Annotated in this window: 14 protein-coding genes; 4 read left to right on the plus strand and 10 right to left on the minus strand. The window is 63.4% G+C overall.

What is annotated here, in order from left to right:
* Nucleotides 1-13: 13 nt before the first annotated feature.
* Together NKI32_RS22670 and NKI32_RS22675 are read right to left on the minus strand one after the other, a co-directional pair.
* The gene (locus tag NKI32_RS22670) at nucleotides 14-997 is read right to left on the minus strand and encodes a hypothetical protein (RefSeq protein WP_353003667.1); all 984 of its coding nucleotides are present in this window, start codon (nucleotides 995-997) and stop codon (nucleotides 14-16) included.
* A 94-nt stretch (nucleotides 998-1091) separates the two neighbouring features.
* Complete coding sequence (locus NKI32_RS22675; protein ID WP_353003669.1) at nucleotides 1092-1700, minus strand: TetR/AcrR family transcriptional regulator; 609 nt, start codon at nucleotides 1698-1700, stop codon at nucleotides 1092-1094.
* A gap of 118 nt (nucleotides 1701-1818) precedes the next feature.
* Between NKI32_RS22675 and NKI32_RS22680 the strand changes: the two genes are divergently transcribed.
* Nucleotides 1819-3042, plus strand: a complete 1224-nt coding sequence (locus tag NKI32_RS22680) for an MFS transporter (RefSeq protein WP_352763068.1) — start codon at nucleotides 1819-1821, stop codon at nucleotides 3040-3042.
* A 329-nt stretch (nucleotides 3043-3371) separates the two neighbouring features.
* On the opposite strand, the gene ribB is transcribed toward NKI32_RS22680, so the two are convergent.
* Both ribB and aroC read right to left on the minus strand, forming a co-directional pair.
* A complete protein-coding gene (gene ribB / locus NKI32_RS22685) occupies nucleotides 3372-4472 on the minus strand; it encodes a 3,4-dihydroxy-2-butanone-4-phosphate synthase (protein WP_023668438.1) in 1101 nt (366 codons plus the stop codon).
* Between the two features lie 74 nt (nucleotides 4473-4546).
* A complete protein-coding gene (gene aroC / locus NKI32_RS22690) occupies nucleotides 4547-5662 on the minus strand; it encodes a chorismate synthase (RefSeq protein WP_023685406.1) in 1116 nt (371 codons plus the stop codon).
* 184 nt (nucleotides 5663-5846) lie between these two features.
* On the opposite strand from aroC, the gene NKI32_RS22695 reads away from it, so the two are divergent.
* Complete coding sequence (locus NKI32_RS22695; RefSeq protein ID WP_023685405.1) at nucleotides 5847-6101, plus strand: DUF1344 domain-containing protein; 255 nt, start codon at nucleotides 5847-5849, stop codon at nucleotides 6099-6101.
* Between the two features lie 84 nt (nucleotides 6102-6185).
* Here NKI32_RS22695 and NKI32_RS22700 read toward each other — a convergent pair whose 3' ends face one another.
* The 3 genes from NKI32_RS22700 to mddA form a co-directional block, all read right to left on the minus strand.
* The gene (locus NKI32_RS22700; RefSeq protein WP_023685404.1) at nucleotides 6186-6773 is read right to left on the minus strand and encodes a histidine phosphatase family protein; all 588 of its coding nucleotides are present in this window, start codon (nucleotides 6771-6773) and stop codon (nucleotides 6186-6188) included.
* Between the two features lie 46 nt (nucleotides 6774-6819).
* Entirely contained in the window at nucleotides 6820-7641 is an 822-nt protein-coding gene (gene fabI, locus NKI32_RS22705; RefSeq protein ID WP_023727494.1) for an enoyl-ACP reductase FabI, read from the minus strand.
* A gap of 224 nt (nucleotides 7642-7865) precedes the next feature.
* On the minus strand, nucleotides 7866-8600 hold the full coding sequence (gene mddA / locus NKI32_RS22710; RefSeq protein ID WP_023834474.1) for a methanethiol S-methyltransferase: 735 nt from the start codon (nucleotides 8598-8600) through the stop codon (nucleotides 7866-7868).
* A 188-nt stretch (nucleotides 8601-8788) separates the two neighbouring features.
* Between mddA and NKI32_RS22715 the strand changes: the two genes are divergently transcribed.
* A complete protein-coding gene (locus tag NKI32_RS22715) occupies nucleotides 8789-9424 on the plus strand; it encodes a TetR/AcrR family transcriptional regulator (protein WP_023685402.1) in 636 nt (211 codons plus the stop codon).
* Nucleotides 9425-9443: 19 nt separating this feature from the next.
* On the opposite strand, the gene NKI32_RS22720 is transcribed toward NKI32_RS22715, so the two are convergent.
* Together NKI32_RS22720 and NKI32_RS22725 are read right to left on the minus strand one after the other, a co-directional pair.
* Entirely contained in the window at nucleotides 9444-10373 is a 930-nt protein-coding gene (locus tag NKI32_RS22720; protein ID WP_353003672.1) for a DnaJ C-terminal domain-containing protein, read from the minus strand.
* Nucleotides 10374-10498: 125 nt separating this feature from the next.
* Nucleotides 10499-10960, minus strand: coding sequence for an RT0821/Lpp0805 family surface protein (locus NKI32_RS22725; protein ID WP_023731327.1), 462 nt, complete (start codon nucleotides 10958-10960; stop codon nucleotides 10499-10501).
* 28 nt (nucleotides 10961-10988) lie between these two features.
* On the opposite strand from NKI32_RS22725, the gene pdxH reads away from it, so the two are divergent.
* The gene (gene pdxH, locus NKI32_RS22730; protein ID WP_353003674.1) at nucleotides 10989-11618 is read left to right on the plus strand and encodes a pyridoxamine 5'-phosphate oxidase; all 630 of its coding nucleotides are present in this window, start codon (nucleotides 10989-10991) and stop codon (nucleotides 11616-11618) included.
* A gap of 8 nt (nucleotides 11619-11626) precedes the next feature.
* Here the strand turns inward: pdxH and NKI32_RS22735 are convergent, their stop codons facing one another.
* The gene (locus tag NKI32_RS22735; protein ID WP_353003677.1) at nucleotides 11627-12379 is read right to left on the minus strand and encodes a crotonase/enoyl-CoA hydratase family protein; all 753 of its coding nucleotides are present in this window, start codon (nucleotides 12377-12379) and stop codon (nucleotides 11627-11629) included.
* Nucleotides 12380-12393 lie beyond the last annotated feature (14 nt).

Below are 12393 nucleotides of genomic sequence, written 5' to 3' on the forward strand. Positions count from 1 at the left end.
CGTTCAACAGGGATTACACCCCGGCCGCGGGCTGCGTCCAGCGCGAGCCGCCGAAGGAGGCCAGCGCCTTATCCCTGAGTTCCCTGAACTTGGACGACCCCTCGGCCAGCCGCTGGTCCCATTCGGCGTTCGGCACCTGGCCTTCGATAGTCCTAAAATAGACCTGCATCAGGCAGGCTATGGCGAAGGGTTCGATGAAGGCCGCCTTGAAGGCCCAGGCAAGGAGGATGGCGAGCACGAAGGCCCAGCCGCCGAGCTGCCCCGGAATGAACCACATGATGGCGGCGGCCGGCGCCAGCATCAAAAGGAAGATGACGAAGGACACACCCCACATGATGACCGCCAGCCAGACCGCGTTCTTGACCATGGTCTTGCCGTTCTGGGCATAGAGCACGACGCCTTGCCGGGCGGTTTCGAAGGGCGACGACGAGTTGATGCGGATGTTGTAGCCGAGGATGATCTCGTCAACATAGGTCAGCGACAGGCGGATGACCGTATTGATGAAAGCGACCAGGCCGCCGAGGCCCGGAATGGGCAGGAAGGCGGCGATGCCGCCGATCAGGCCGGTGATGGCGCGGATGGCGCCCTTGACCAGCTGGTCGACCACGAAAAGGATGTTGGCCTCGGCGAAACGTTCCTTCACCACACCCTTGGCGTAGGCGATCTGGTCCTGGCCATTGGGAACGTCCCGGCCATCGATCAGATGGACCATGACGGCGATATGGCCGGCCTTGACGACATAGAGGATGTATTCGCGGATCCAGTACAGCGCGATCGAAACGACGCCGATGCCGACGATGCCGCCCCAGAGCGCAAAGGACAGCGGCCCGTCGGGATCGGTGGAGATGTGGCCGACGCCATAGCCGACGGAGGCGCCGCTGCCGGTCGCCACGATATAGGCGAGCGTGATGCCGAAATAGACGATCATGCGAAGGGCAATGAAAGGCCATGTCCTGATCATGATGGACACCGACCTGCCGATTTCGAAATCCCACATGCGCCCGAATCTCCCCTCAGAGATGGACGGCGAGGATGAACCTGGGCCGAAAATTGTCAAACTCGGCAAACGCCGGGGATCGGCTCGTGAGATTTCAGGCCGGATGCGAACCCTGCTTTTTGAGCAAGCCTTCGAGCAGTTGCTGGAAGGCCGCCACCACGGTCTTCGACGTGGCTTCGGGATCGTTCGAATTGGCGATGCGCTGCGCCGCCTGGCTGCTGGCGCCGTTGATCAGCCGTGCGGCGGTTTCGGGGTCGACGCCGGGGACGACCACCCCCTCCTGTTGCAAAGCGGTCAGATGATCAGTCATCGAGCCGACGCAGGCATTGGCGTTCGGCCATTGCGCCGGATCGCCGAGCACAGCCGGACCGTCGCGAAACATGATGCGCTGGATTTCCGGCTCCAGCGCCATCTCGATATAGGTCGTGCATTCGTCGACGAAACGCTGCCAGCGGCTTGGCGCCCGCGACGCAATCTCATGGATGCGAACCGCCATCTCGCCGTCGATTTCGGCGATGACGGCCTGCAGCAGGCCCTTCTTGTCACCGAAATGATGGTAAAGCGCTCCGCGGGTCAGCCCGGCTGATGCGGTGAAATCATCCATGGACGCCTCGGCATAGCCGATCGTCCCGAAGGCACTGCGGGCCGCCGTGATCAGCTTGGCGCGCGTTTCGGCAATCATCTCCTTGCGGGGTCTGTGCATGGTTCTGGCCTTATTCACATACGCTTCGTATGCCAATTGACATACGCGGCGTATGGGCTACCTATATTCATACGCATCGTATGTAATTGTCGAATTGGCCTTTGTCGAGGAACCAGCCATGCAAAACCCATACTCGGAAATCTTTCGTGCCCCTGGAGCCAAGGGGTTTGCCGCCGCGGGCTTCCTCGCGCGGCTGCCGATCGCCATGGCGCCGATCGGCATCGTGGCCATGCTCTCGCAGACGCGTGGCGAATACTGGCTGGCGGGAGCTGTCTCGGCGACGTTCGCGCTGAGCAACGCTTTCGTGGCGCCGCAGATATCACGGCTGGTCGATCGCCTCGGCCAGACGCGGATCGTGATTCCGACCACCATCCTCACCGTGCTCGCCTTCGCGGTGCTGATTGCCGCAGCCAATCAGGACTGGCCGGTGTGGACGCTGTTTGTGTCGGCACTGGCGGCCGCCGCCATGCCCAGCATGCCGGCGATGGTGCGCGCGCGCTGGACCGAGATTTTTCGCGGCCGGCCGCAGATGAACACCGCATTCGCCTTCGAATCGGCGGCGGACGAACTCGTCTACATTGCAGGCGCATCGCTGTCGGTGGGCTTGAGTGCCGCTCTGTTCCCGGAAGCCGGTGTCCTGGTCAGCACGCTATTCCTCGCCCTTGGCTCGGCAGCCTTCATCCTGCAGCGTTCGACCGAACCACAAGTGCGGCCGGTGGACCATGTCTCGAGCGGCTCGGCAATCCGGCTCAGGCCGGTGCAGATCATCACCTTCGCCCTGATCTTCGTCGGCGCCACCTTCGCGACGACGGAAGTGAGCACGGTGGCGATCACCAAGGAACTCGGCCAGCCGGGCGCCGCCAGCCTCGTCATCGGCGTCTATGCGCTGGGATCGTTCGTGCTCGGCCTCGTCGTCGGTGCGCTCAACCTGAAAGCGCCGCTGCAGCGCCAGTTGGCCCTCGCGGTCGCCCTCGTTGCGCTCGGCACATTGCTGCCGCTCACCGCCGACACGGTGCCGCTGCTGGCGCTGACCGTTTTCATCAGCGGCGTGGCGATCTCGCCAACCTTCATCACCGCCTTCGGCCTGATCGAACGCCACGTGCCGGAAGCGATGCTGACCGAAGGCATCACCTGGGTGATGACAGGCATCGGCATCGGCATGGCGCTCGGTTCGTTTGCCGCCGGTGCGGTGGTGGATGAATTCGGCGCCCGCAACGGGTTCTGGGTCTCGGTGGCGGCCGGCGTCATCGCATTGGTCACGGTGTTGCTGGGCCAGCGCAGCCTGGCCACCCACACATGCGAGCTGGACGGATGCGACGCGGCCGCCGTTCCCGCGGAGTGAGGATATGGCCTGACGTTGGCTTTGGAGACGATCGCAAACGTTCGGAATTAGGTGAGGCCTCTGGTGTCGTCATCCACGCGCGAGCGGGAGGCAAGCGGCCGCGCAGACCCGAGGACCCATTCCGTTACCTTGACCGAAGGGTGCAGCGGAGCAGAATTCTGCACCGTTGCAACGCGTCGAAGTCGCGGCATGGATCCTATGGTCTGCGCCGCGTCGCTTCGCTCCTTGCTTCGCCATAGGATGACGAACGCGTGAAGGCTTCAGCAAATCGCACAAGCACGCGACCTGCCCGCGCAATTTTTTCGGCAGCGTCGCTCTTGCGCGACGAACTAGATAATCTCAGTTTTCGCGATGTGAATCCCAAAGCCTTCAAGCCCGACATAGTGGCGCTCGCGCGAGGCGATCAGGTTGATCGAGGAAATGCCGAGATCCTTCAGGATCTGGGCGCCGAGGCCGATTTCTCGCCACTCGTTCTCACGGCGGCGGGCCTCTTCGTGGTCCTCACGGTCGGCACTCATCGGCCGGTTGCGCTCCTGATGGGCGACGCCGACCGAACCCTCTCGGAGGTAAACGATGACGCCGCGCTTGCGTTCGCCCATCGCCTTCATAATGGCGTCGAGCCGGTGGCTGGTGCCGAACACGTCGGTCACCACATCCTCCGAATGCAGCCGCACCGGCACGTCCTCGCCGTCACGGATGTCGCCGAAAACGACCGCGACATGGTGCATGGAATCCCAGGGCAGCGTGTAGGTGAAGACCTGTGCCTTGCCGCCGAGTGTGTCGATTTCGGAGCAGGCGACGCGTTCGACCAGCGTTTCCTTGCGCTGCCGGTAGGCGATGAGGTCGGCGACCGAGACCTGCTTGAGGCCGTGTTCCTCGGCAAAGCTCGCCACCTGCGGGCCGCGCTTGACGGTGCCGTCGTCATTGACCAACTCCGAGATCACGCCAACCGGCGGCAGGCCGGCAAGCTTGCAGAGATCGACCGCGGCTTCGGTATGGCCCGAACGCATCAGCACGCCGCCTTCCCTAGCGATCAGCGGGAAGATGTGGCCGGGGCGAACGAAATCCGAACCGCCGACATTGCCGTTGGCCAGGTTGCGCACGGTCAGCGTGCGGTCCTCGGCCGAAATGCCGGTGGTGGTGCCATGCTTGAAATCGACGCTGACGGTAAAGGCCGTGGTGTGGGCGGAATCATTGTCGGCGACCATCGGCTGCAGATTGAGCCGCTTGGCCTCCTCGCGCGGCATCGGCGTGCAGACGATGCCGGAGGTGTGACGGATGATGAAGGCCATTTTCTCCGGGCTGCAATGCACGGCGGCAACGATCAGGTCGCCCTCGTTCTCACGCCCGTCATCGTCCATGACGACGACGATCTCGCCGCGCTCGAAGGCGCGGATGGCTTCGACGATTTTCTTCTGATCGTATGGCATTGGCTCGCTTCGCTCGCAGGGAATAGGGGTTGGGCAGTAGGAGTTAGGGAAGGAAGTACGGGCTGGCTTATTGCCTAATCCCTACTGCCTAATCCCCGGCCTGTCTGTCCCCGGTGCCGCAGATAATGGTCGGCGATGGCGCAGGCAACCATGGCTTCGCCGATCGGCACGGCGCGGATGCCGACGCAGGGGTCGTGGCGGCCCTTGGTCATGACGTCGACGTCGTTGCCGTCCTTGTCGATGGATTTGCGCGGCGTCAGGATCGACGAGGTCGGCTTGACGGCGAAGCGGGCGACGATCGCCTGGCCGGTCGAGATGCCGCCCAGAATGCCGCCGGCATTGTTGGACAAGAAGACCGGCTTGCCGTCATTGCCGATGCGCATCTCGTCGGCATTCTGTTCGCCGGTGATGCGGGCGGCTTCGAAACCGTTGCCGATCTCGACGCCCTTGACGGCGTTGATCGACATCAGGCCGGACGCGATGTCCTGGTCGAGCTTGGCGTAGATCGGCGCGCCAAGTCCGGCGGGCACGCCGTCGGCGACGATCTCGATAACCGCGCCGACCGAGGAGCCGGATTTGCGGATGCCGTCGAGATAGCTGGTGAAGACCGGAACGGAGGCCGGATCGGGGGTGAAGAACGGGTTTTCGGCGTCACCGATGAAATTCCAGTTCCAGTTGGCGCGGTCGATCGATTTCTCGCCCATAGACACCAGCGCGCCGCGCACCACCATGCCGGGCACCACCTTACGGGCGAGCGCGCCGGCGGCCACGCGCGCGGCCGTCTCGCGGGCCGAGGAGCGGCCGCCGCCGCGATGGTCGCGCAGGCCGTATTTGACGTCATAGGTGTAGTCGGCGTGGCCGGGCCGGTACTGGCGGGCGATCTCGCCATAGTCCTTGGAGCGCTGGTCGACATTCTCGATCAGCATCGAGACGGGCGTGCCGGTGGTGATCATCGTCTCGCCGTCCTCGTCGAGGATGAAGCCGGATAGCACGTTCACCTCGTCCGGCTCGCGGCGCTGGGTCACAAAACGCGACTGGCCGGGACGGCGCTTGTCGAGTTCGGCCTGGATTTCGGCCCGTGTGAAGCGGATGCCGGGCGGGCAGCCGTCGACGACACAGCCGAGCGACGGGCCATGGCTTTCGCCCCAGGTGGTGACGCGGAAGAGATGGCCGAACGTGTTGTGAGACATGAATTTTAGCCCTGCCCGGCAGCGGAGCCGGATCAAGGGTGCGTTCTATTGGCGTTTTCCACAGCGGTCAAACTGTGATCCGGCGGTTTTAGTTTTGACACATTCGGTTGGTTTCTGCTCTCTTCCATCCGCCCGTTGAAAGCTCGCCGCCATCCGTGCAGGCGCAATGACAAAGAGGACGACGATGCGTACCCTGATTGGCGCTGCTGCCGCCATGTTGCTGATTTCCACCGCCGCCTATGCCGGCCAGACCGAAGGCCTGATCAAGAAGGTCGACAAGGACGCGCTGACGCTGACGCTGGAGGACGGCAAGTCCTTCAAGCTCAACGCCGAGACCGATCTCGATTCGCTAAAGCCGGGCATGGATATCGTCATTGCCTATGACGTGACGAATGGCGAGAACGTCGTCACCGACATGGAACTGCCCGACACCGAGTAACACCGACGCCGAACAGGGTCTTGCCGCTCGGCGGAGCCCTGCCCGGATAAACAGGACGGTCGTCCTGTTTTTATCTGCTCGAACCTAAAGCCAATCCAGACGCCCGTCCTGCAGCCTGAGCACCCGGTCCTGCCGCACTTCCAGGTTTGCCGCTTCATGTTCGGAAACACCTTCGACCATCCGAAACAGAGTCCGCACGACGCCACCATGCGTGACGCAGACCGTCTGGCGGTCGAGCGCCTCGAACCACGGCTTCACCCGTTCGAGCAGCATCTGGTAGCTTTCGGCGCCCTCGCCCGGCGGCTGGAAATTCCATTTGTTGCGTCGTCGCGCCTTCGCCGAGCCCGGCATTCGCGCGTCGAGTTCGGCATAGGTAAAGCCCTGCCAGTCGCCAAAGTGCACCTCGACCAGACGCGGGTCGGTGCGGTAGGCATCGGGATCGAGCTGCATCGCCAAGCGCAGCCGCTGCATCGTCTCGCGCGTCCGCTTCATCGGGCTGGCGACAAAGTCGAAATCCTCAGGATTCTGGATCAGTTCGGCCAGCCGCCGTCCATTGCGGGTCGCCTGCTCGCGGCCGAGCGCGTTGAGATCGGTGTCGGCCTGGCCCTGCAGCCGCGACTCGGCATTCCACTGCGTCTGGCCATGGCGCACGATGTAGACGAGCGGAACCATCAGGTCTTCCGGAAATCAGGACAGGCGGGCGGAAACCGCGGCAGAACTATTCCTTGACGGTCGAAATATCCGGCGCGTCGACCGCCTTCATGCCGACGACGTGATAGCCGGAATCGACATGGTGCACCTCGCCGGTGACGCCACGCGACAGGTCCGACAGGAAATAGACGGCGGAATCGCCGACTTCTTCCTGGGTGACGGTCTGCTTCAGCGGCGAATTGTATTCGTTCCACTTGAGGATGTAGCGGAAGTCGCCGATGCCCGAAGCAGCCAAGGTCTTGATCGGCCCGGCCGAGATAGCGTTGACGCGGATCTTCTTGCCGCCGAGGTCGACGGCGAGATAGCGCACGCTGGCTTCGAGCGCGGCCTTGGCGACACCCATGACGTTGTAATGCGGCATGACCTTTTCGGCGCCGTAATAGGTCAGCGTCAGCAGCGAGCCGCCATCGGTCATCAACGCTTCGGCGCGCTTGGCGATGGTGGTGAAGGAATAGACCGAAATGTCCATGGTGCGCAGGAAATTGTCGCGCGTCGTCTCGACATAGCGTCCGGTCAGCTCGTCCTTGTCGGAAAAGGCGATGGCATGGACGAGGAAGTCGAGCTTGCCGCCCCAATGCTTGGCGACATTGGCAAACACCTCGTCGAGGCTCGCCGGATCAGTGACATCGCAATGACCGGCGACAAAGGCGCCCAATTCCGCAGCCAGCGGCTCGACGCGCTTCTTGAACGCCTCGCCCTGATAGGTCAGCGCGATCTCGGCGCCATGGTCGACGCAGGCCTTGGCGATGCCGTAGGCAATCGATCTGTTGTTGGCGACGCCCAGTATAAGGCCGCGCTTGCCGGCCATAAGGCCCTGTCCACCCGCCATGTCAGCGCTCTCCGAAAGATTTTCTGCTTTGGAGTGCCTATCGCACAGGCAGAAAGGCGCATCAAGCGCAGACGGGGCGCGCGTTCAATTCAGACACTCGGCGTGACAACGAATGGGGGATAATAACGTTGTTGTGAGATTTGAACGCCTCACTGCGGCCAGCGCGCCTTGATGGCCCAGGCCCGGCCGACCAGCCGAATCGGCTGGTCGGCAACGCATCGGCCCTATCCAGCCATTTTGCGCCAGGGAATGAGCATTCCCACCTGCTTGCGGTAGAGGCGGTACTGATCGCCAAACATCGCGACGAGATCGCGTTCCTCGAGGAAGATGCCGAGCAGGATGTAGCCGGTGCTGCCCGCCGCGAACAGAAGATGGCCCCATGTCATCGACGGCGTCGCCCAGAAGGCCAGGAGAAAGCCGACATAGAGTGGGTGCCGGACCCATTTGTAGAACAGCGGCGTCCTGAACACGGGCGGCGCCGGTTCGCTCTTGCGCAAAGCGGCGAGAACCTGGCGCAAGCCGAACAGTTCGAAATGGTTGATCAGAAAGGTGCTGGTCAACAATACCGCCCAGCCGAGCCAGAACACGCCATGGATGACGGCGACCCAGACCGGGTTCTCGACCGTCCAGACGAGACCGGGAATCGGCCGCCATTGCCAGTAGAGCAGCAGCAGGATGAGGCTGGCCAAAAGCACATAGGTGCTGCGTTCGGCCGCGTGCGGGACAATCCGTGTCCACCAGCGCTTGAAAACCGGCCGCGCCATGATGCTGTGCTGGGCGGCGAAAAGGCCGAGCAGCAGTGCATTGACGATGACGGCTTCGACGGGACTTCCAGCGACTCCGGAATCGATCGATTTCGGCACGACCATGTTGCCGACGAAACCGACCGCATAGAGAAACGAACCGAGAAAAATCAGGTATGCGGCAACGCCGTAGATAAGGGTGATTACGCCCGCCATGACTGCCCCTCCATGCAAGCATCAGGATTCGGTCGGTCGACCGAATTCAGCGTCAAAAAACCATAAATTTTCTGACGAGTCAACTTGATCGGTCGCTCGACCGAGATAGAGTGGAGGGACGTCCAGCCCCGGACAGGAGAAGCTATGATCCGCCCAGATTGCACCGCTAACAGCGGCAGCCACGCCGCATGACGGACGCTGCCCAAGCCGTTACCCCGCCGCAGAACAAGCAAAAGCGCGACACGCGCGCCGAACTGATTTCGGCTGCCGAGTTATGCCTCCATCGAGGCGGCTACGCCGATCTGTCGACGCGCCGCGTTGCCGAGATCGCCGGCGTTCCGCTCAGCCAGATCCATTACCATTTCGGCTCCAAGGAACGGCTGTTCCTGGCCCTGCTCGACCATCTGAACGAGGGCCTGCTGAAACGCCAGGCGGAGACTTTTGCGGCACCGATGCCGCTGTGGCAGCGCTGGGAACGCGCTTGCGATTTCCTCGACGATGATCTGGCGTCCGGCTATGTCCGGATCCTGCACGAGATGATCGCGGCAAGCCTGTCGAGCCCCGAAATCGCCAAGGCGGTGCGCCGCGACCTGCGCGGCTGGTTCGAACTGCTGGACGGACTGGCGCAAGAGGCGGAGCGGCGGTTCGGCGGCCTCGGTCCATTCTCCGCCGCCGAAGTGACCAGCCTGGTCAGCGCCGCCTTCCTCGGCAGCGAGACGATGATCCTGCTGGAGATCGAGAGCCCGCATGTCCCGGTACGGCAGGCGCTGCGCCGCTTCGGCGAAACCATCCGGCGGATGGAGGAAGTGGCGCCCGGCAGTTAGCCAGCGAAGTCGAGCCGCGTCAGCCTTTGCGGCTGCGCATCAGCGCTTCGAGTTCGCTGTCGCCGCCTTCCGGCAGCATGATGCGGACATGGGCGTAGAGATCGCCATGGCCGCCGGCCTTTTCCGGCAAGCCCCTGCCCTTCAGGCGCAGCACCTTATCGGAACTCGACCAGGCCGGAATGTTGACCGCCAGCCTGCCGGTCGGCGTGTCGACCGGCACCTTGGCGCCCAGCACCGCGTCGGCCAACGCTACCTCCAGATCGGCATGCAAGTCACGGCCCTCGATGCGGTAGCGCGGGTGCCTGCGGATACGGATCTTGACCAGCGCATCGCCCGGCTGTCCCGGCCCCTGCTCGCCCTGGCCCTTCAGCCGGATGGTCTGGCCATCCTCGACATAGACCGGCAGCTTGACCGCGATCTTGCGGCCGTCGGGGAACATCGCCGTCACCTTTTCGGCGGTCGCTATCTCCTCGATGGTGACGTCGAGCGTGACGTTCAGATCGGCGGCGGTCGCCTGCTGGCGGCGGTCGCCTGTTCCGGCGCCGCGCGCGCCGGAAAAGGCGTCGCCGAAGATCTGGCTGAAAATGTCGCTGTTGCCGTCGAACGGATCGCCGCCCGGACGCCCCGATCGGAATTCGAAGCGCGAGCCGCCGGCGCCCTGCTGGCGGCGGAAGCCACCGAACGGATCGCCGCCGCCGGCTGCGCCCTCGAAGCCCTGGAATTTCGGCCTGCCGTCGGCGTCGATCTCGCCGCGGTCGAAGGCCGCACGGTTCTTCTCGTCGCCGACGACCTCATAGGCCTGATTGGCGGCGGCAAAACGGTCCTTGGCCTTGGGATCATTCGGATTCTGGTCCGGATGATACTTCTTGGCGAGCTTGCGGTAGGCCGATTTTATGTCCTTGGCCGATGCGTTCTTGGCAACGCCCAGCACCTCATAGGGGTCGCGCATGCGTCCTGCCCTGGAAAATGAGTTAAATCCACGTTGGCCCTTATATGCGCTCCCATAGGAAGAAATTCCAGTGGCGCACAGGCTTATCGAGGGTTGAAATTGCAGCGCCCGCAAACCTCGAAAACTCAGAGCGGTTTGAAGTCCTGCATGTGCCAGCCGCCGGCCGCGACGATGCACAATTGCCCCTTGAACAAAGCGACGCCGTCGAAGCTTTCGCGAGAGGCGGTAAAGCTGCGGCAGTCTTGGCCGTTGTCCTGCACTTCGGCGAGTTCGGTGATGGAGCCCCGCGAGCCGGTGTCGGCATTCGCCCACGGCACGGCCTGGCCGCGAAGCTCCTCGATGTCGGCCGAAGACACCGCATTGCCGATCGTGGTCTGGTCGGAAGCGCTGTCGGCGTCCGTCGATGTCACCCTGGCCGGCGCGCTTGAGGTGACGATGGAACGATCGACCTCGGCCTTTTCCAGGCTGAAGCCGCCGGCGCCGCAGGCGGCAAGCGGCAGTGCGATAATCACGATCACGGCTTTCGAACTGGCCGAAGCGATAACGCTCCATTGCCCGCTGTCAAAAGCTTGCGCGATACGCGACAATCGGCAACCTCCTGAAGCTCGAGACGATTTGAGAAAAACTATGAGTGACACTGAGTTAACAAGTAGTGACTTTACCGAAGCCGCCGAGCCGTTCCGGCTCTTTGCCGAGTGGCTGGAGGACGCCAAGAAAAGCGAAATCAACGACGCCAACGGCGTAGCACTTGCAACCGTCGATGCCGACGGCATGCCGGATGTGCGGATGGTGCTGCTCAAGGGGTTCGACGAGGGCGGCTTTGTCTTCTACACGAATTTCGAGAGCGCCAAGGGCCGCGAGATTCTTGGCAGCATGAAGGCGGCGATGTGCTTCCACTGGAAATCGTTGCGCCGCCAGGTGCGCATACGCGGACCGGTGGAGATCGTCAGCGACGCCGAGGCGGATGCCTATTACGCGACGCGGCCGCGCGGCAGCCGGATCGGCGCATGGGCCTCGAAACAGTCGCGGCCGCTGGAAAGCCGCTTTGCCCTGGAGAAGGCGGTGGCCGAATACACGGCGCGCTACCCTATGGGCGAAATCCCGCGGCCAAAGCACTGGTCGGGCTTCCGCATCGTGCCGCAGGCGATCGAGTTCTGGCACGATCGGCCATTCCGGCTGCACGATCGGCTGGTCTTTTCGCGCAACGCCGGAGGCGGCTGGGACAAGACACGGCTTTATCCCTGAGGAGAGGTTCAGGCCTTCTTCCTGGTCATGAAGGCGGTCAACGCGGCGCGCGCTTCGTCGGACTTCAGCCGCTCGGAGAAATGCTCGCTCTCCACCTTGATGCGGGCGACAAGCTCGTCGCGTGGCGCGCGCATCAGGTCACGGGCGATCTTCAGCGCCTGCGGAGGCTTGGCGGCGATCTCGCCGGCCGCTGCGCGTACCGCGGCTTCTAGCCGGTCCTCCTCGACCACCTCATAGATCAGGCCGGCGGCCTTGGCGCGCTCGGCGGAAAAACCTTCGCCGAGGCCAAGCAAGGCGAAGGCGCCCTGCCTGCCGAGGATGAGCGGGGCCAGCAGGCTGGAGCCCGCCTCCGGCACCAGGCCGAGGTCGACGAAGGGTGTGCGGAACACCGCGCGCGGCGTGGCGAAAGTCAGGTCGCAATGCAAATTGAGCGTGGTGCCGATGCCGACCGCAATCCCGTCGACGCCGGAGACCATCGGCTTCTCCGTTTTGGCCAGCGCCATCAGGAAGTCCCAGACCTCGTTGCCGCCCTCACCGCCGGTGGCGATGACCAGGAAATCGGCGAGATCGTTGCCGGAAGAGAAGGCGCCAGGCACACCGAGGAAGACATGGACGCGAACCGCCGGGTCGGCATCGCCATCGGCCAGCGCCTTGGACATTGTCGCGTACATGGCGCGCGTCAGTGCGTTCTTCTTGTCGGGACGGTTCATGCGGATGATCTGGATGGCGCCCTGGCGCTCGACGAGAATATGGTCTGTCACGGTCATTCTTCCCT

The organism is Mesorhizobium sp. M0761, from assembly GCF_040320205.1.
Taxonomy (GTDB): Bacteria; Pseudomonadota; Alphaproteobacteria; order Rhizobiales; family Rhizobiaceae; genus Mesorhizobium.

What these genes read in the sequence shown, in the direction of transcription:
- NKI32_RS22675 (WP_353003669.1), bottom strand. Translation starts at nt 1,700, where the DNA reads ATGCACAGACCCCGCAAGGAGATGATTGCCGAAACGCGCGCCAAGCTG.
- NKI32_RS22700 (WP_023685404.1), bottom strand. Translation starts at nt 6,773, where the DNA reads ATGGTTCCGCTCGTCTACATCGTGCGCCATGGCCAGACGCAGTGGAAT.
- NKI32_RS22715 (WP_023685402.1), top strand. Translation starts at nt 8,789, where the DNA reads ATGACGGACGCTGCCCAAGCCGTTACCCCGCCGCAGAACAAGCAAAAG.
- NKI32_RS22695 (WP_023685405.1), top strand. Translation starts at nt 5,847, where the DNA reads ATGCGTACCCTGATTGGCGCTGCTGCCGCCATGTTGCTGATTTCCACC.
- fabI (WP_023727494.1), bottom strand. Translation starts at nt 7,641, where the DNA reads ATGGCGGGTGGACAGGGCCTTATGGCCGGCAAGCGCGGCCTTATACTG.
- NKI32_RS22680 (WP_352763068.1), top strand. Translation starts at nt 1,819, where the DNA reads ATGCAAAACCCATACTCGGAAATCTTTCGTGCCCCTGGAGCCAAGGGG.
- NKI32_RS22720 (WP_353003672.1), bottom strand. Translation starts at nt 10,373, where the DNA reads ATGCGCGACCCCTATGAGGTGCTGGGCGTTGCCAAGAACGCATCGGCC.
- mddA (WP_023834474.1), bottom strand. Translation starts at nt 8,600, where the DNA reads ATGGCGGGCGTAATCACCCTTATCTACGGCGTTGCCGCATACCTGATT.
- aroC (WP_023685406.1), bottom strand. Translation starts at nt 5,662, where the DNA reads ATGTCTCACAACACGTTCGGCCATCTCTTCCGCGTCACCACCTGGGGC.
- NKI32_RS22670 (WP_353003667.1), bottom strand. Translation starts at nt 997, where the DNA reads ATGTGGGATTTCGAAATCGGCAGGTCGGTGTCCATCATGATCAGGACA.
- ribB (WP_023668438.1), bottom strand. Translation starts at nt 4,472, where the DNA reads ATGCCATACGATCAGAAGAAAATCGTCGAAGCCATCCGCGCCTTCGAG.